The following is an 18,728-nucleotide window of genomic DNA, read 5'->3' as shown; positions in this document are numbered from 1 at the left end:
GTAGGCGGCTTCCCACTTCGATTCGCACACCTTGAAGATATTAAGAGGATTTTCCGCTTTAATTTCGCATCCGCACCCTTTTTGAGGTATTTAAAGCGGATGTTCCGCTCTATTTTCCTAATTTTCCATTTTTATAAAAATTAAAGCGGGATTTCCGCTCTAAATTCACGAAATCGAGCCCCTCGGCGAAATTAGCGCGGGATTTCCTCTTTAAATTGTTCCGCCTATTGCTTTCAGAACGGAACCTTTTGGCATGTCCGTTACGGCCCGTTCGAATCCCGCTTCCGACATGACGCAAAAAACCGGTTCCTTCTCAGGAATCGGGCTGTTTTTTGCTTATGGCGGAGAGAGTGGGATTCGCTCCGTCGCTTCCGCGGCCGTACTTTTCGTCCGGCCACGTCATTCGCGACTATCACGCCGGGGCCTACGAACATGCCTTTTGGCATGTTCGCTTTACGGCCCGTTCGAATCCCACTTCCGACATGACGCAAAAAACCGATTCCTTCTCAGGAATCGGGCTGTTTTTTGCTTATGGCGGAGAGAGTGGGATTCGCTCCGTCGCTTCCGAGTCCGTACATTCGTACGGCACGTCATTCGCGACTATCACGCCGGGGCCTACGAACATGCCTTTTGGCATGTTCGCTTTACGGCCCGTTCGAATCCCACTTCCGCCTTGACGCAAAAAACCGATTCCTTCTCAGGAATCGGGCTGTTTTTTGCTTATGGCGGAGAGAGTGGGATTCGAACCCACGTGGGCTTGCACCCTAACGGTTTTCAAGACCGCCCCGTTATGACCGCTTCGGTATCTCTCCAAGATTGATTGGCAGACGCTTCCCCCGAAGGTTCTGTCGACACTGCCAAATCATCATATCACACCTGCTTGGGGCGCATCAAGCCCTGCGTGGCGTAAACGGAATTGCCGACTCTTGTTAGTCCAGCAAATCCGTCCTAATTTTAATCACAACTTTGTGTACCGGCCTTCCCGGGTTCGGGGATACGCACGGCTGGTGCAGTTCGCCGGGAAACAGGATCAAATAAGTTCCCTCGGTCATATGGACCGAACCCGTAGGCTGAAGTCCCTGGTAGAGCGCAAAATCGTCCGACTCCAGACGGTCGTCATCCGGCAATCGGCCATCGTCCGAGGCGGCCCAATGAATCGTCTCGTCTCCGGAAATGACATATTGTACGTCGATGTGTGCGGCATGCTTTTCGTACATCATCTCCGATACGTCCTTTGTGTCGTATTCTTGGACGTTCATAAACATACGATTGCCCTTAAGCTCGTGCTTACCAAGCGACAGATTTGAGAAATCCGTTGTCTCCAACACGCGGATCGCTTCATCCAGTACAGGGTGCAATCCGCTTCCGTCCTTAGCAGCCTGCCTCAGATTGCCTACGATCATGCCTCATCACCACTTTCCCCTAATCGCAATGACTTCTTCTGCTTCGACAGAGTGCAGAGTGTGCCTGCCATCAAGCCTTGCGAGGCGCTATCGTCTCCAGACCGCCCATGTATGGCTTCAACGCCTCAGGCACTTTAATCGTACCGTCGGCCTGCTGGTAATTCTCAATAATCGCTGCAACCGTCCGTCCGAGCGCAAGACCCGAACCGTTCAGCGTATGCACGAATTCCGGTTTCGCTCCGGCTTCCGGGCGATAGCGAATACCCGCTCTGCGCGCCTGGAAATCTTCAAAGTTCGTGCAGGAGGAGATCTCTCTGTATGTGCCCGCGCTAGGCAGCCATACTTCCAGATCGTATGTCTTCGCAGAGGCGAAGCCCATATCTCCCGTACACAGCGTAAGTACGCGATACGGCAGCTCAAGCAATTGCAGCACCTTCTCCGCGTGGCCGGTCAACTGTTCAAGCACCTCGTACGACTTGTCCGCCGCTACCAACTGAACGAGCTCTACCTTGTTGAATTGGTGCTGGCGAATCAGCCCGCGCGTATCGCGACCCGAAGCGCCCGCTTCGGAACGGAAGCAACCGCTGAAAGCGACGAACGCTTTCGGCAGATCGTCCGCCGACAAAATCTCTTCGCGATGGAAATTCGTCACCGGAACCTCAGCTGTCGGAATCAAGAAATAATCGGTATCCTCGATCTTAAACAGATCCTCCGCGAATTTCGGAAGCTGCGAAGTTCCAATCAGGCTATCCCTGTTTACGATATATGGAGGCAAAATCTCTTCATAACCATGCTTGTCCGCATGAAGATCCATCATGAGGTTGATCAAAGCCCGTTCCAAGCGCGCCCCTAAGCCTTTGTAGAAAACGAATCGCGAGCCTGTCACCTTGGCAGCCGCCTCGAAATCGAGAATGCCAAGCTCCGTGCCGAGTTCCCAGTGCGGCTTGGCGTCAAAATCAAAGGACACAGGCTCTCCTACTCGGCGAAGCTCAACGTTATCTTCTTCGGATGCGCCAACCGGCACACTCTCATGAGGAACGTTCGGGATAGCCAGCAGAAGCTTGTCCATTTCCGCTTCGATTTCGCGCACCTCATCGTCCAGCAGCTTAATTCGGTCGCTGACTGTCCGCATTTCGGCGATCAGGTCATCTGCGTTCTCGCGGTTTTTTTTCAGCTTCGCCACTTCTTGCGATACAACGTTGCGCCGATTTTTGAGCTGCTCGCTCTCTGTCAGCTTTTCCCGGCGGCTCACGTCCAGCTTCGGGAAATCCGCGATCAGCTCCTGAGAAGCGTTGCGATTGCGGAGTGCCTGCGCCACTTTCTCGTAATCGTTGCGAAGTAACTTGACGTCCAACATCGGTTATTGTCCCCTTTCCTGGGCCATGCGAATGAATAGTTCATGGAGTCTATAATCATCGGTTAGCTCGGGATGGTATGATGCGGCCAGCAGGTTACCTTGCCTAGCGGTGACGATTTCGCCCTGATATTCCGACAACACTTCAACCTTCTCGCCGACTTCTTTGATAAGCGGCGCACGGATAAAGACTGCTCTCAGAGGAGTATCGATCCCTTTTACATCCAGATCCGTTTCGAAGCTCTCACGCTGGCGACCGAAGGCGTTGCGGGCGACCGTCATATCCATTAGCCGCAGGTGCGGCTCCTCGCCGCCATCCAAGCGTTCAGCAAGCACGATCATGCCGGCACAGGTTCCGAATACCGGCTTCCCTTGCGCTGCATAATCCCGGATAGCCTCGATAAAATCGTATTTCCGCATCAGCTTGCCGATTGTCGTGCTCTCTCCTCCGGGAATGATCAGGCCGTCGATCTCGGCCAGCTGATCTACCCGTTTGACGGCGACGCCTTGGCCACCGGCCAGCTCAATGCTGCGAATGTGCTCCGCCACTGCTCCTTGCAACGCCAGTACTCCGATGTTCATTGCTTATCCTTCTTCCGTGCTAATGTGGATATAATCTTAAAGCGGCCTCCTTCGACCCAGCTGCTGCTGAGCCGTAAGGAAGCCGCTCGATGAGTCGATCTTACAGTCCGCGGTCCTGCATCCGTTCGGATGCGGGAAGCTTGGAAATCTCGATCCCTCTCATCGCCTCGCCCAGATCTTTGGACACGCGGGCGATCAAGGCGTAATCTTCATAGTGCGTCGTCGCTTCGACGATTGCGCGCGCGAATTTCTCTGGGCTCTCGGATTTGAAAATACCGGATCCGACGAATACGCCGTCTGCGCCCAAATGCATCATCAAAGCCGCATCGGAAGGAGTCGCTACGCCGCCGGCAGCGAAGTTAACGACCGGCAAACGACCGGATTCGTGAACGTTCACCAGCAAATCGTAGTTTACGCCCAGCACCTTGGCTTCATGATACAACTCGTCCTTGGACAGGTTCTGGATTCTGCGAATTTGGCCGGTAATGATACGCATGTGGCGAACGGCTTCGACGATGTTGCCCGTTCCCGGCTCGCCCTTCGTACGGAGCATCGATGCGCCTTCTTGAATCCGGCGAAGCGCTTCTCCGAGATCTTTCGCTCCGCATACGAACGGAACAGTGAACAGCGACTTGTCGATATGGAACACTTCGTCGGCCGGGGTCAGCACTTCGCTCTCGTCGATGTAATCCACGCCCAGCGACTCCAATACTTTCGCTTCAACATAATGCCCGATTCTGGCCTTGGCCATAACCGGTATGCTGACAACCTTCATGACTTGCTCTACAAGCTCCGGATTTGCCATACGAGCAACTCCGCCTGCCGCGCGAATGTCGGACGGGACACGCTCCAAAGCCATGACTGCAGTTGCGCCAGCCGCCTCGGCGATTTTAGCTTGCTCGGCGCTCATAACGTCCATGATGACGCCGCCTTTTTGCATCTCGGCCATGCCGCGTTTGACTCTCGATGTACCTGTTTCCATGATTCATGCCTCCCGAAGATTCTAAACATAAATTTTACATGAAGAAGCAGTAATAGACAACCATTCGAGTCGGAATTTAGAAAAGATCTACAATTCCTTGGAACAGGCTGGAGAAGAAGTTGCCGATCGCTCGGAGCAGCAGTCTCCACCAGCTTCCCTTACTCACTTCTTCCGATGCGATCAGGTCGATCGTTATCGTCTTCTCTTCTTGCGTGGATGGATCTTTGTACTTATAAGTAACCGTACCGACTTTGTCGCCTTGCGCGATCGGCGCAACAAGCGGGTCTTCGACAGGCTTGACTTCCTGCACGACAGGCTCGACGACAGCGCCTTTCGGAACTAGAACGGTGAGATCCGTTGCCGTAACGACCGGCACGCTTGTCGCTTTCCCTTTCTTGACCTTCAGCGTCTCATATTCAGGCACGGAAGCTTTCGCTTCTACAATTGTTTTCTTCTCAAAGCTCTTAAAGCCGTAATCGAACAGCTTCGCCGTCTCCAAGAAGCGCTTGCCATCTTCAGTTTTGCCCCCTACGCCCATGACAACCGCGATCAGACGCGTACCGTTGCGGAGCGCAGTTCCTGTAAAGTTCTGCCCCGCTCTGCTGGTATGCCCTGTCTTCAGGCCATCCACGCCTTCGTAAGCGAATTTGCGGAGCGTCGGATTATCTTTGTTCGTACCCAGCATCCAGTTCCAGTTTTTCATCGGGGTTTTGTCGCGTTCCCTGAATTTGTGTTCCTGGAGCTTGGACGTCTCCAGAAATTCCGGATCGTCCTTCACGATTCGATAACCGAGAATAGCGGCATCTCTGGCGGACATCGTCGTCTCGCCATCGATAGAGGTCGGCTGATATTTCTCCGGCATATCGGCCCGGTCAAGGCCTGTTGAATTAATGAAGTGTGAATTTGTCATGCCCAGTTCGACCGCGGTCTGATTCATCAGCTTGGCGAATTCTTCTTCGGAGCCCGCCACTTCTTCCGCAAGCTGAACCGTTGCATCGTTAGCGGAATAGACAGCCAGCGCAATATACAGATCTCTTATCGTATGTTGATCCCCTTGCGCCAGAAGAATACGGCTGCCGATTTGTTTGGCCGCATTTTCGCCGATGGTAACTTTATCGTCCCAGTTCAGCTTCCCTTGCTTAACGGCCATCGACACCAAATATTCCGACATCATTTTCGCCATGCTCGCAGGAGGTCTGGCCTCGTCCGCATTGAGCTGGTACAACACCTGTCCGGTTCCCGCGTCCATCAAAATCGCAGATGGGGCTTCCAACTGGGGAGGAGCAGGAAGCTCTTCCGCGGCCGCGGAGGCAAACGAGGAAAGGCCGAACAAGGACAGAAAACTAACAAGTACGGCAGCGGCGACGAACCGCTTCAACGGAAAGATGAGCGGCAACGACAATTGATGATGGCGATTCAACGCATTCTCCCCTTTTTCGATAATAAAATACCTTTCCTATTGTAACATAGGCGCATCAAAGGAAAAAGCCGAAGGTCGGATAATTCCTGTCCCTTCGGCTTCCATATTCTCTCTATCTCCCGCTGGGGGTTACATGGAATAGTTAGGCGCTTCTTTCGTAATCTGGACATCGTGCGGATGGCTCTCGCGCAACCCGGCGCCCGTGATCCGAACGAACTGCGTATCATTCTTCAGCTCTTCGATCGTTCCCGTACCGCAATAGCCCATACCCGAACGCAGTCCGCCGAGCAGTTGATGAATGATATCTTTAAGAGGCCCTTTGTAGGCAACCCGTCCCTCAATACCTTCGGGAACAAGCTTGCTCTCGTTCTCCTGGAAGTAACGGTCCTTACTGCCTTCCTTCATCGCGCCGATCGAACCCATGCCGCGATAAGATTTATAGCGACGACCTTGATAGATTTCGGATTCGCCCGGGCTTTCTTCAGTTCCCGCGAACAAGCTACCAAGCATAACGCAGCTGGCGCCCGCAGCGATAGCCTTCGTAATCTCGCCGGAGTACTTGATTCCTCCATCAGCGATTATCGGAACGTTGTACTCGCGCGCAACAGATGCGCAATCGTACACGGCCGTTATCTGAGGAACCCCGATTCCAGCGATGATGCGAGTCGTACAGATCGAACCCGGTCCGATGCCTACCTTAACGACGGATGCACCCGCCTCGATTAGATCGCGAGTCGCTTCTCCCGTTGCAACGTTGCCGGCGATAAGCGTGAGGTCGGGATACTTCTCCCGCAGCTTGCGAACCATCGATACGATGTCGATATGATGTCCATGCGCCGAATCGACGACAAGCGCATCGACCCCGGCGTGCACCAGAGCCTCGGCACGCTCGAACGTATCTTTGGATACGCCGACCGCAGCTCCGACGAGCAGCCGTCCGTGCTGGTCTTTCGCCGCATTCGGGAATTGAATAGCTTTCTCGATATCTTTAATTGTAATAAGCCCTTTAAGCGTGTTCGTCTCGTCTACAAGAGGAAGCTTCTCGATCTTATGCCGCTGGAGAATGCCTTCCGCCTGCTGCAGCGTAGTGCCTACCGGCGCCGTCACCAGTTCCTCGTGAGTCATGACCTCACTGATCTTGATCGAGTAATCATGAACAAAGCGCAAGTCTCGGTTGGTCAAAATGCCTACCAGCTTGCCTTCTCCGTTGACGATCGGCACCCCGGAAATCCGGTATTTGCCCATAAGTTCCTCAGCGTCGTAAACATGATGATCCGGAGTCAAGGAGAAAGGATTTGTAATAACCCCGCTCTCGGAACGTTTAACCCTGTCGACCTCTTCCGCTTGCTGGGTAACGGACATATTCTTATGAATAATGCCAATGCCGCCTTCGCGGGCGATCGCGATTGCCAATGCCGATTCCGTGACCGTATCCATTCCCGCGCTGATCAGCGGAATATTCAGCTTCACCGAAGGACTCAGCACCGTCGATACGTCCACATCCCTCGGTAGGATAGATGACTTCCGTGGAACGAGCAGTACGTCGTCGAATGTAAGGCCTTCTTTGGTGAACTTATTTTGCCACACAGCAGGTTTCCCCCTATTGCCGGTTGCTTCTCCGGCTATTGTCTCCGATTGATTATCGTCAATCTTAGCAGAGGCATCATGGGCTGTCAAGCACATTCGAAACGTGGAAAACCGCACCAAATCAATACTTTTCCGCCTTGCCGCACTACCGCGTTACGACTTGAATTGGGGATATTTGCAAGAAGAGTTCCACAACATATAAGAATGGATACCTGCTTTGCGGGCAGCTTCGATTTGCTCGCGAATTTGCGCCGCTCCGTATTGTTGATGAGGATGAATCCAAGTGGCGGTAAAGCTTTGAAGCCATGGACGGATTTGTGCTGCCGCTATACCTTTATCCTTTAACTGCCGATTATGATTGGAGGCATCCTTAAGCGCTCTTTTTACAATCGGTCCTGGGGTCAAATCCGGATATGCGATGGCCCACATTCCTTCCGAGTAATGCGAAGGATACACCATAGGCGATATAACGTCTACCTCAGGCGCGATCGCGTTCCATTTCTGGCCAATGCCGATATCGTCTTCCGATGAACCGACCATTCCGAACACGTCAGCCGCAACTGCAATTCCAGTAGGGCGAAGTGCGGCTTTCGCTTGGCGAAGAAAAACGGCGATGGCTTGCTCCTTAGTCCATTTGCGCGTATTGGCATAGTCGACCTCTCGATCCACCTTGGATTCGTTTTCGGGAAAACGTACATAATCGAATTGGACCTCGTCAAACCCTAACTCCGCAGCATATTTCGCCAACGCAATCGGATATTCCCAGCTCGCCTGCTTATAGGGATTCACCCATGGCGTTCCGCTTCTGTCCGTCCAGGTTGCGCCGCTCTTCCTTTTAATGGCCCAGGCCGGGACCGCCTTGGCGAGCTCCGGATTTTTGAAGGTTACGATTCTGGCGATGAGGTAAATATTCTGCTGTTTAAGTTTGCCGATGACTTCCCTGTAATGCTTGGCCGCCTTTCTTTCGGAGGGAATCGGCCTGATCGAACCGTCCTTGGCGTTAGAACGACCCGGTGCCGTAAGGGCAATTCCGCTGTTGACGTCCAATACCATTGCATTCAGCTCGGTGCGGTTGACGAGGTCGATCAGCTGATTCATTCTGCTTCCGCTGGCGACATATGAGGTTACATAGATCGCCCTTATCGAGTTGGGGGGCTTGATCGAGCTAAGAGCCTGCTTCTGGGATTGAGCTTTCGGGGCGGGAATCTTAACGTTGATTGAATCGGCGTCTGGCTTGCGCTTGAGCTTCAAATCGTTGATCGGCCGATCCGATGCTTGCCTAAGACCATGCTCCAGCCTGTGCAGATCGCGGGTCGCTGCCGAATCCGAAGCTCCATTCGAACAGCCCGAGCTTATAGTCGCGATCCATACCGACAGAAGGAAAATACCAAATTTATGAATGGGCGGGTGAGCAGCCATTCCCGACACCTCCCCGATAGTTAGAGTATCGGTATTGTTTGCATTCGGTGGGAACGGACTGCATCTGAGTTTATGGGAGATCAGGGGCTTTCTGCATACGGTGGTGCAGCTTGGAAAGCAATTTTTGAGCGCAAAAAAGACACCTCCGATTTGAGGTGCCTGATGCACTTGTTCCTGTTCGTAGCGATTTGCATCGCACGAGGTTAGGATAAGCCCTCGACCGATTAGTACTCGTCAGCTCCACACATTGCTGCGCTTCCACCCCGAGCCTATCAACCTGGTGTTCTTCCAGGGGTCTTACGAATTGGGAAATCTCATCTTGAGGCAGGCTTCGCGCTTAGATGCTTTCAGCGCTTATCCCTTCCGCACTTGGCTACCCAGCGATGCTCCTGGCGGAACAACTGGTACACCAGCGGTGCGTCCATCCCGGTCCTCTCGTACTAAGGACAGCCCCTCTCAAATTTCCTACGCCCGCGACAGATAGGGACCGAACTGTCTCACGACGTTCTGAACCCAGCTCGCGTACCGCTTTAATGGGCGAACAGCCCAACCCTTGGGACCTACTTCAGCCCCAGGATGCGATGAGCCGACATCGAGGTGCCAAACCTCCCCGTCGATGTGGACTCTTGGGGGAGATAAGCCTGTTATCCCCAGGGTAGCTTTTATCCGTTGAGCGATGGCCCTTCCATTCGGTACCACCGGATCACTAAGTCCGAGTTTCCTCCCTGCTCGACTTGTAGGTCTCGCAGTCAAGCTCCCTTATGCCTTTGCACTCTTCGCGCGATTTCCAACCGCGCTGAGGGAACCTTAGAGCGCCTCCGTTACTTTTTAGGAGGCGACCGCCCCAGTCAAACTGTCCGCCTGACACGGTCCCTCTGCCCGATTCAGGGCAGCAGGTTAGAACTCCGATACGATCAGGGTGGTATCCCAACGGCGCCTCCACTGAGGCTTGCGCCCCAGCTTCATCGGCTCCCACCTATCCTGTACAGACCGTACCAAAGTTCAATATCAAGCTACAGTAAAGCTCCATGGGGTCTTTCCGTCACGTCGCGGGTAACCTGCATCTTCACAGGTACTAAAATTTCACCGGATCTCTCGTTGAGACAGCGCCCAAGTCGTTACGCCATTCGTGCGGGTCAGAATTTACCTGACAAGGAATTTCGCTACCTTAGGACCGTTATAGTTACGGCCGCCGTTTACTGGGGCTTCGGTTCACAGCTTCGGGTTGCCCCTAACCACTCCCCTTAACCTTCCAGCACCGGGCAGGCGTCAGCCCGTATACTTCGCCTTACGGCTTCGCACAGACCTGTGTTTTTGCTAAACAGTCGCTTGGGCCTCTTCACTGCGGCCCCCTCGGGCTATTCACCCTACCGAGGCACCCCTTCTCCCGAAGTTACGGGGTCATTTTGCCGAGTTCCTTAACGAGAGTTCTTCCGCGCGCCTTAGAATTCTCATCTCGCCCACCTGTGTCGGTTTACGGTACGGGCACCTTCTCCTGGCTAGAGGCTTTTCTTGGCAGCGTGGGTGTACGACCTTCGGTACTGTGATTTTCCCTCCCCATCACAGCTCAAGGTTACAGTATGCGGATTTGCCTACATACCCCTCTCACTGCTTGGACGAGCACATCCATCGGCTCGCGTCGCTTCCCTCCTGCGTCCCCCCATCGCTCATAACGGATTACGGTGGTACAGGAATTTCAACCTGTTGTCCATCGACTACGCCTTTCGGCCTCGCCTTAGGTCCCGACTTACCCTGGGCGGACGAACCTACCCCAGGAACCCTTAGGCTTTCGGCGGACAGGATTCTCACCTGTCTTTTCGTTACTCATACCGGCATTCTCACTTGAATGCAGTCCACCAGTCCTTCCGGTCTGACTTCTACCCGCATTCAACGCTCCCCTACCCAAGCATGCCATAGCTTCGGTGGTGTGTTTAGCCCCGTTACATTTTCGGCGCAGAGTCACTCGACCAGTGAGCTATTACGCACTCTTTAAATGGTGGCTGCTTCTAAGCCAACATCCTGGTTGTCTTCGCAACTCCACATCCTTTCCCACTTAACACACACTTGGGGACCTTAGCTGATGATCTGGGCTCTTTCCCTCTTGACGACGGATCTTAGCACTCGCCGTCTGACTCCCGAGTATACATCCATGGCATTCGGAGTTTGACTGGACTTGGTAACCCTTGGCGGGCCCCGCACCCAATCAGTGCTCTACCTCCATGATGCTCAACCTCGAGGCTAGCCCTAAAGCTATTTCGGGGAGAACCAGCTATCTCCGAGTTCGATTGGAATTTCTCCCCTACCCCCACGTCATCCCAGAGCTTTTCAACGCTCACGAGTTCGGGCCTCCAGTGCGTGTTACCGCACCTTCACCCTGCACAGGGGTAGATCACACGGTTTCGGGTCTACGACCACGTACTTAAGCGCCCTATTCAGACTCGGTTTCCCTTCGGCTCCGCCTCATCAGCTTAACCTTGCACGTGAACGTAACTCGCCGGTTCATTCTACAAAAGGCACGCCATCACCCCTAGATCGGGCTCTGACTTCTTGTAAGCGCACGGTTTCAGGTTCTCTTTCACTCCGCTCCCGCGGTGCTTTTCACCTTTCCCTCACGGTACTGCTTCGCTATCGGTCGCCAGGGAGTATTTAGCCTTGGCAGATGGTCCTGCCGGATTCCCACGGGGTTTCACGTGTCCCGCGGTACTCAGGATCCGTCTCGGAGAGAACACACTTTCGGCTACAGGGCTTTTACCTTCTGTGGCAGGCCTTTCCAGACCTCTTCGCCTAATATGCTCTTTTATCACTCCATGTGAGACGTCCTACAACCCCAGAGAGCAAGCCCTCTGGTTTGGGCTAATCCGCTTTCGCTCGCCGCTACTGACGGAATCACTGTTGTTTTCTCTTCCTCAGGGTACTTAGATGTTTCAGTTCCCCTGGTATGCCTCCGACGAGCTATGTATTCACTCGAAGGTAACTATCCATTACGATAGCTGGGTTTCCCCATTCGGAAATCTCCGGATCAAAGCTCACTTACAGCTCCCCGAAGCATATCGCTGTTCGTCGCGTCCTTCATCGGCTCCTGGCGCCTAGGCATCCTCCGTGCGCACTTATTAGCTTAACCCAGTCGTTTGACACTAGTAAGGCAGAGATGCTTCATTCTTCTTCGCGCAGCATGCAATCGTTAGATTGTATGCAGTTTGGTTCGATATCCAGTTTTCAAGGTGCAAGGGATTATGAAATTGGTTGGCCTTAGTGGACTCGAACCACCGACCTCACCCTTATCAGGGGTGCGCTCTAACCAGCTGAGCTAAAGGCCAATATATGCGCCCGTTCCTGCTGGGCCTATAAGCTCTTCTCAGCCCAACTTCTTGAGTTGAGAAAAACCCGGCTTGGCAACGTCCTACTCTCCCAGGACCCTGCGGTCCAAGTACCATTGGCGCTGGAGGGCTTAACGGTCGTGTTCGGGATGGGTACGCGTGGAACCCCTCCGCCGTCATCACCAAACCGGTTTTGCGAAAGATTGCTCTTTCAAAACTGAACATGAGCGTAAGAAACGTTTGCCACTTCCTTGCGGACCGTGGACTTTGATTAGCTCCGAAGAGCTCCTTAGAAAGGAGGTGATCCAGCCGCACCTTCCGATACGGCTACCTTGTTACGACTTCACCCCAATCATCTACCCCACCTTCGGCGGCTGGCTCCCTTGCGGGTTACCCCACCGACTTCGGGTGTTGTAAACTCTCGTGGTGTGACGGGCGGTGTGTACAAGACCCGGGAACGTATTCACCGCGGCATGCTGATCCGCGATTACTAGCAATTCCGACTTCATGCAGGCGAGTTGCAGCCTGCAATCCGAACTGAGACCGGCTTTGTTGGGATTGGCTCCACCTCGCGGCTTCGCGGCCCTTTGTACCGGCCATTGTAGTACGTGTGTAGCCCAGGTCATAAGGGGCATGATGATTTGACGTCATCCCCGCCTTCCTCCGGTTTGTCACCGGCAGTCAACCTAGAGTGCCCACCATAACGTGCTGGCAACTAAGTTCAAGGGTTGCGCTCGTTGCGGGACTTAACCCAACATCTCACGACACGAGCTGACGACAACCATGCACCACCTGTCTCCTCTGTCCCGAAGGCCGCCGATATCTCTACCGGATTCAGAGGGATGTCAAGACCTGGTAAGGTTCTTCGCGTTGCTTCGAATTAAACCACATACTCCACTGCTTGTGCGGGTCCCCGTCAATTCCTTTGAGTTTCAGTCTTGCGACCGTACTCCCCAGGCGGAGTGCTTAATGTGTTAACTTCGGCACCGAGGGCATGATACCCCCAACACCTAGCACTCATCGTTTACGGCGTGGACTACCAGGGTATCTAATCCTGTTTGCTCCCCACGCTTTCGCGCCTCAGCGTCAGTTACAGTCCAGAGAGCCGCCTTCGCCACTGGTGTTCCTCCACATCTCTACGCATTTCACCGCTACACGTGGAATTCCGCTCTCCTCTTCTGCACTCAAGCTCCCCAGTTTCCAGTGCGTCACGGGGTTGAGCCCCGCACTTAAACACCAGACTTAAAGAGCCGCCTGCGCGCGCTTTACGCCCAATAATTCCGGACAACGCTTGCCCCCTACGTATTACCGCGGCTGCTGGCACGTAGTTAGCCGGGGCTTTCTTCTCAGGTACCGTCATCGGATCATCAGTTAAATGATCCTTATTCTTCCCTGGCAACAGAGCTTTACGACCCGAAAGCCTTCCTCACTCACGCGGCGTTGCTCCATCAGGCTTTCGCCCATTGTGGAAGATTCCCTACTGCTGCCTCCCGTAGGAGTCTGGGCCGTGTCTCAGTCCCAGTGTGGCCGTTCACCCTCTCAGGTCGGCTACGCATCGTCGCCTTGGTGAGCCGTTACCCCACCAACTAGCTAATGCGCCGCAGGCCCATCCTCAAGCCACAGATTGCTCCGTGTTTCCCGATCCGGTCATGCGACCAAACCGTGTATCCGGTCTTAGCATTCGTTTCCGAATGTTATCCCGATCTTGGGGGCAGGTTGCCTACGTGTTACTCACCCGTCCGCCGCTAACCTCATCAGGAGCAAGCTCCATCAGAGATCCGCTCGACTTGCATGTATTAGGCACGCCGCCAGCGTTCGTCCTGAGCCAGGATCAAACTCTCCATAATAGAGAGCCAGAAGGCTCATTACTTTATTGCTGGTTTGCCTTCCGACGACCGAAGCCGTCTTCCGACGTTTTTGTTTCTTACGCTCAATGTTCAGTTTTCAAAGAACAATCGGTGTTTCTTTTTTCAGTGCCGCTCGAGGCGACTTAAATAATATAGCACAGCCCACAAACACTTGCAACCCCTTTTTCATATGAATTTTTCAGATTATCAAAAGATATTTCCGACTCCCCTCAGAAGACCCATTCACTAACAATGCGATAAAGGAAACAACGCAAGCAAAATGCCGAAAGCCTGCAAATCGACTGCGTCCAATTAGAGCCGAGAAAGGGTTGTAAAGAAGATGTTCTCGTACGAGTAGGTTTTATGTGCTCTCAACCGGTTTGAATTCTAGCTGCAATGTTCTCCTGAGTTAGTTTATGTGAGGAAAAAAGGCGGCGCGAGAGCCAAGAAGGTACTTCAGCTGGACCGAGGCCGGGACGCGGAGGCCAAGAAAGTACCTTGGCGAGACCTAATAGAGCGATCCCGAAATAATTTAATGTATTCAGCTGACGATGTGTAAGACGACTGGACAAGCTTAGAGCGCCCAACCGCAATATCGAACGGCCGCAAGCGTGCTGACCAAGCTTAGAGCGTCCAACCGCGATATCAAGTGGCCGCAAGCGTGCTGGACAAGCTTGGAGCGCCCAACCGCGACACTAAGCGGCTGCAAGCGTGCTGGACAAGCTTAAAGCGTCTTCGTTAAGTTATTTCCGAAGCCACGTACTAGGCGGGGCGCGAAGACCAAGAAGGTGCCTTGACGAGACCGAGATCATCGCATCGCTATCCACCCCCTAAGCGCAACAAAAAGCCGGCTGCCCGCCCATAAGGCGAACAACCGGCTCTTAACTACCTCTTATCCGTCGGAACGCTCCCGCATATGAGGGAACAGCAGAACGTCGCGGATCGACGGCGCATCTGTCAGCAGCATAACCAGACGGTCGACACCGATGCCGAGTCCGCCCGTCGGGGGCATGCCGTGCTCCAGAGCGCGGATGAAATCGTCGTCCATCTCGTGCGCTTCGTCGTTGCCCGCTTCCTTCTCTTCAAGCTGCGATTCAAAACGCTCCCGTTGATCGATCGGATCGTTCAGCTCGGTGAAGGCGTTGGCGTGCTCTCGGGCGACGATGAACAGCTCAAAACGGTCCGTAAACCGAGGATCGGCCTCGTTCTTCTTCGCCAGAGGAGAGATCGCCACCGGATGCCCTGTAACGAAAGTAGGCTGTATCAGCGTATGCTCGCAGAACGTCTCGAAGAAGGCGTTGACGATGTGGCCGAACGTCATATGCTTTTCGACCGGAACCTTATGCTCCTTGGCCAGCGCATGAGCTTCCTCATCCGTCATCTGAGCCGTAAAGTCCACGTCTACCGTCTCGCGAATCAACTCAGTCATCGAAACTCTGCGCCACGACGGAGTCAGGTCCACTTCCTGCCCTTGATAGGTGATCTTCGTCGTACCAAGTACCTCTTGAGCGATATGAGCAATCAACGACTCGGTCAGACGCATGATGTCTTCATAATCGGCATAAGCTTCGTACAGCTCGATCATCGTGAACTCGGGATTATGGCGCGTCGAGATGCCTTCATTCCGATAAACGCGTCCGATCTCGTACACCTTCTCCAATCCGCCGACGATCAGCCGCTTCAGATGAAGCTCAATCGCGATACGCATATAAAGCTGCATATCGAGCGCATTGTGGTGCGTAATGAAAGGACGAGCAGCAGCTCCGCCCGCAATCGAATGCAGCGTAGGCGTTTCGACTTCCAAATACCCGCGGTCGTCCAAATAGCGGCGCATCGACTGAATAATACGCGAGCGCGTAATGAACGTCTTCTGCACGTCCGGGTTAACGATCAAATCCACATAGCGCTGGCGATAGCGAGTCTCCACGTCCTTCAAGCCATGGAACTTGTCCGGCAGCGGAAGCAGCGACTTGGTCAGCACTTCAAGCTCCAGCACCTTGATCGACAGCTCGCCCGTTTTCGTTTTGAACAGAGTACCCTTCACGCCGATCATATCGCCGATGTCAAGCAGGTCAAACGCCTTATACTTCTGCTCGGACAGAGCGTCCTGGCGAACGTAGATCTGAATTTTGCCGCTCAAATCTTGCAGATTGGCAAACGCAGCCTTGCCCATCCCCCGCTTCGTCATAATCCGGCCTGCTACGCTGACCGCAATCTCCTGCGCTTCCAGCTCTTCCTTCGACAGCTCCGAATACTTCGAAGCAAGGTCGCCGGCATGATGAGTGCGTGCGAACTTAACGCCGAACGGATCGACGCCAAGCGCTCTCAGCTCGTCCAATTTTGCTCTGCGGATCTGTAGCAGTTCGCCTAATTCCGCCGCGTCCGTCTGATGCTCCTGCTCTGTGTGCTCCATAAATGTATGCTCCTTCGCTCGTTCTGATTTATGCCGCTCGAACCGACGCAATTCAGGCGAACGTCCGCTAACAGGCAAAAAAGCTTCCGAAGGAAGCTTTTTTCTATCCCAGTCAATCGGCTTCTCCATCCTCCCGGACGGCGACTAACGTCTGAAATGCGGCAGGCCGCTTTTGCTACATTTTGATATCGACTATTTTGTATTGAATGATGCCCGCAGGAACGCTTACTTCAACGACAGTGCCTTTCTTTTTGCCGATGATTGCTTTGCCTACCGGACTTTCATTGGAGATTTTGTTGTTCAGCGGATCCGATTCGGCCGTTCCGACGATTGTATATTCCATCGTATCGCCATATTCCAAATCCTCTACGACAACCGTAGAACCGATGCTCACCGTCTCCAGATCGATTTCTTCGTGGTTGATGATCCGCGCGTTGCGGAGCATCTTCTCCAGCGTAATGATCCGGCCTTCGATGAAAGCCTGCTCGTTCTTAGCGTCCTCGTATTCCGAGTTCTCGCTGATGTCGCCGTATCCGATGGCTACTTTGATTCGTTCCGCGACTTCGCGGCGTTTGACGGATTTAAGGTTTTCGAGTTCATCTTCAAGCCTCTTAAGCCCATCTTGGGTTAGAAGCACTTCTTTGTCGCTCATCTCACCGATCTCCTGTCATGGAAAAGATTTTCGAGGTTGCTAACCAATATATGGTCGGTCATCGCCGTCATGACATCTTTATTCGATGTTACTCCTGCGATTTTCCTGATGCTTGGGCGAATATTGGTACGATTATATTGCAACCCCTTGAAAATGTCAATTCGCGGAAAGCACCCGGTAAAACGCCGGATGAAATCGCTTCCTTCTAGTGTACGAGGCTTTCGCCGGATTCAGAAGCTTGAGCGGCATCCCGCGCCAGCATTTCGTCGACCCGACTTACATATTCCTCGAGCACCGTCACGACTTCCGCCCGGGACTGTAGCTCCATGACCAAGTTTTTGGCGGCAGCGGAATCGGGAAGTCCTTTGAGGTACCATGCCAGATGCTTTCGCATCTCCCGCACGGCAACCCGCTCTCCTCTTAACTCGGCCAGACGATCCATATGCAGCATTGCGATCCGAATTTTCTCCTTTGGAGAAGGATCGGGCAGCAAATCTCCAGTCGTCAAGAAATGCACGGTACGGTAAAGCATCCAAGGGTTGCCCAGAGCTCCACGTCCGATCATTACGCCGTCGCAATTCGTATGCTCCAGCAAACGTTTAGCGTCCTCCGGAGTGAACACGTCGCCGTTGCCGATGACCGGAATGTTCACCGCCTGCTTCACGTCGCGCAGAATATCCCAATTGGCTTTGCCCGTATACAGCTGCTCCCGCGTTCTTCCGTGCACGCTGACGGCGGCGCCGCCAGCACGCTCCACCGCCTGTGCGTTCTCCACCGCATAGATATGCTCGTCGTCCCAGCCGATGCGCATCTTGACCGTTACCGGCTTCTTGGCTGCATCCGCAGCGTAAGAGACCATCTCGTAAATTTTCTTCGGATCGAGCAGCCATCTGGCGCCCGCGTCGCATTTCGTCACCTTCGGCACGGGACAACCCATATTGATGTCGATAATGTCCGCATTCGTGTTCTGATCGACGAACTTTACGGCTTCGACGAGAGACTCCTTGTCCCCACCAAAAATTTGCAGGCTCAGCGGCTTCTCCCGTTCATCCACGAACAGCATTTCAAGCGTACGCTGGTTGCCGTGAAGAATCGCTTTATCGCTTACCATCTCCGCGCACACGAGTCCGCAGCCGAATTCCTTCGCAATCAATCGAAAAGCCGGATTGCAGACTCCCGCCATCGGAGCCAGCACGACATTGTTGTTCATTGTTACGTTGCCGATCTTCAGCATTTGTATTGCTCCTTCCCTGACTCTGCGCCTTCCCATTCCTCGAAGCGCGAGATGCCTTCCTCCCGCAACGACATCCCCGACAGCTGCTCCTCCCACGGAAAAGGAGGCTCCTCCGGCCAGATGTCCTTCAGCGGAACCAATACGAACGCCCGCTGTCCCATTCGGGGATGCGGGAGCGTCAATTCCGGCGTATCCATCTCAACCCCGTCGTACGCGAGCAGATCCAAATCGATGTTGCGCGGTCCGTTTCTGATGTTCCTTACTCGCCCCATTTCCAGTTCGATCGCAAGCAGGCGGCGGAGCAGCTCCTCGGGTCCGAGCGAAGTTTGCAACCCAATCGTCATATTGAGAAAAGATGGCTGGTCCGCATAGCCCACCGGGGCCGTCTCATAAACTGGGGAGATACGGCGCAGCTCCAGCTCGGGTTCCGACTGCAGCCTTCGTATCGCTTCCTTCAGCGAAGCTTCCCGGTCTCCCAGGTTGGCGCCCAGCGCCACGTATGCGTCTTGCACTCTAAT

Annotated in this window: 11 protein-coding genes, 2 tRNA genes and 3 rRNA genes; all 16 read right to left on the bottom strand. The window is 53.8% G+C overall.

Features of this window, described 5'->3' with window-relative positions:
* Positions 1-723: 723 nt before the first annotated feature.
* The 16 genes from J4772_RS00930 to folK all read right to left on the bottom strand — a co-directional run bounded on the left by J4772_RS00930 (position 724) and on the right by folK (position 18,722).
* Positions 724-812, bottom strand: a tRNA-Ser gene (locus J4772_RS00930).
* A gap of 117 nt (positions 813-929) precedes the next feature.
* Entirely contained in the window at positions 930-1,403 is a 474-nt protein-coding gene (locus J4772_RS00925; RefSeq protein ID WP_209073784.1) for a NanQ anomerase/TabA/YiaL family protein, read from the bottom strand.
* A 70-nt stretch (positions 1,404-1,473) separates the two neighbouring features.
* A complete protein-coding gene (gene serS / locus J4772_RS00920) occupies positions 1,474-2,760 on the bottom strand; it encodes a serine--tRNA ligase (protein WP_209073783.1) in 1,287 nt (428 codons plus the stop codon).
* 3 nt (positions 2,761-2,763) lie between these two features.
* Positions 2,764-3,339, bottom strand: a complete 576-nt coding sequence (pdxT, locus tag J4772_RS00915) for a pyridoxal 5'-phosphate synthase glutaminase subunit PdxT (RefSeq protein ID WP_116062441.1) — start codon at positions 3,337-3,339, stop codon at positions 2,764-2,766.
* A 100-nt stretch (positions 3,340-3,439) separates the two neighbouring features.
* On the bottom strand, positions 3,440-4,324 hold the full coding sequence (gene pdxS, locus J4772_RS00910) for a pyridoxal 5'-phosphate synthase lyase subunit PdxS (protein ID WP_209076822.1): 885 nt from the start codon (positions 4,322-4,324) through the stop codon (positions 3,440-3,442).
* 73 nt (positions 4,325-4,397) lie between these two features.
* On the bottom strand, positions 4,398-5,741 hold the full coding sequence (locus J4772_RS00905; protein WP_116062443.1) for a D-alanyl-D-alanine carboxypeptidase family protein: 1,344 nt from the start codon (positions 5,739-5,741) through the stop codon (positions 4,398-4,400).
* A gap of 129 nt (positions 5,742-5,870) precedes the next feature.
* A complete protein-coding gene (gene guaB, locus J4772_RS00900; RefSeq protein WP_116062444.1) occupies positions 5,871-7,328 on the bottom strand; it encodes an IMP dehydrogenase in 1,458 nt (485 codons plus the stop codon).
* A 153-nt stretch (positions 7,329-7,481) separates the two neighbouring features.
* On the bottom strand, positions 7,482-8,747 hold the full coding sequence (locus J4772_RS00895; protein WP_209073782.1) for a putative glycoside hydrolase: 1,266 nt from the start codon (positions 8,745-8,747) through the stop codon (positions 7,482-7,484).
* A gap of 204 nt (positions 8,748-8,951) precedes the next feature.
* Positions 8,952-11,868: ribosomal RNA gene (locus J4772_RS00890) — 23S ribosomal RNA — on the bottom strand.
* Positions 11,869-11,987: 119 nt separating this feature from the next.
* Positions 11,988-12,064: transfer RNA gene (locus J4772_RS00885), tRNA-Ile, on the bottom strand.
* 70 nt (positions 12,065-12,134) lie between these two features.
* Positions 12,135-12,251: ribosomal RNA gene (rrf, locus tag J4772_RS00880) — 5S ribosomal RNA — on the bottom strand.
* 106 nt (positions 12,252-12,357) lie between these two features.
* A 16S ribosomal RNA gene (locus J4772_RS00875) occupies positions 12,358-13,911 on the bottom strand.
* Together the 16S, 23S and 5S rRNA genes with 1 tRNA gene alongside form the textbook arrangement of a ribosomal RNA operon.
* An 892-nt stretch (positions 13,912-14,803) precedes the next feature.
* Positions 14,804-16,324, bottom strand: a complete 1,521-nt coding sequence (gene lysS / locus J4772_RS00870; RefSeq protein ID WP_209073781.1) for a lysine--tRNA ligase — start codon at positions 16,322-16,324, stop codon at positions 14,804-14,806.
* A gap of 175 nt (positions 16,325-16,499) precedes the next feature.
* Positions 16,500-16,976, bottom strand: coding sequence for a transcription elongation factor GreA (greA, locus tag J4772_RS00865; RefSeq protein ID WP_116063186.1), 477 nt, complete (start codon positions 16,974-16,976; stop codon positions 16,500-16,502).
* A 205-nt stretch (positions 16,977-17,181) separates the two neighbouring features.
* Positions 17,182-18,210, bottom strand: coding sequence for a tRNA dihydrouridine synthase DusB (gene dusB / locus J4772_RS00860; protein ID WP_116063187.1), 1,029 nt, complete (start codon positions 18,208-18,210; stop codon positions 17,182-17,184).
* Positions 18,204-18,722 carry a 2-amino-4-hydroxy-6-hydroxymethyldihydropteridine diphosphokinase gene (gene folK / locus J4772_RS00855; protein ID WP_209073780.1) on the bottom strand — a complete coding sequence of 173 codons (519 nt, stop codon included), beginning with the start codon at positions 18,720-18,722 and terminating at the stop codon, positions 18,204-18,206. The genes dusB and folK overlap by 7 nt, the downstream gene beginning before the upstream one ends.
* Between the last annotated feature and the right edge of the window lie 6 nt (positions 18,723-18,728).

The organism is Cohnella sp. LGH (genome assembly GCF_017671885.1).
Classification (GTDB): Bacteria; Bacillota; Bacilli; order Paenibacillales; family Paenibacillaceae; genus Cohnella; species Cohnella phaseoli.
The sequence above is the reverse complement of the archived record's forward strand: the minus strand, read 5'-3'. Positions and strand labels throughout refer to the sequence as shown.

Bases quoted from the DNA above. Each gene is read 5' to 3' on its own strand.
- J4772_RS00925 (WP_209073784.1), bottom strand. From the start codon at position 1,403: ATGATCGTAGGCAATCTGAGGCAGGCTGCTAAGGACGGAAGCGGATTG.
- serS (WP_209073783.1), bottom strand. From the start codon at position 2,760: ATGTTGGACGTCAAGTTACTTCGCAACGATTACGAGAAAGTGGCGCAG.
- pdxT (WP_116062441.1), bottom strand. From the start codon at position 3,339: ATGAACATCGGAGTACTGGCGTTGCAAGGAGCAGTGGCGGAGCACATT.
- J4772_RS00895 (WP_209073782.1), bottom strand. From the start codon at position 8,747: ATGGCTGCTCACCCGCCCATTCATAAATTTGGTATTTTCCTTCTGTCG.
- lysS (WP_209073781.1), bottom strand. From the start codon at position 16,324: ATGGAGCACACAGAGCAGGAGCATCAGACGGACGCGGCGGAATTAGGC.
- greA (WP_116063186.1), bottom strand. From the start codon at position 16,976: ATGAGCGACAAAGAAGTGCTTCTAACCCAAGATGGGCTTAAGAGGCTT.
- dusB (WP_116063187.1), bottom strand. From the start codon at position 18,210: ATGCTGAAGATCGGCAACGTAACAATGAACAACAATGTCGTGCTGGCT.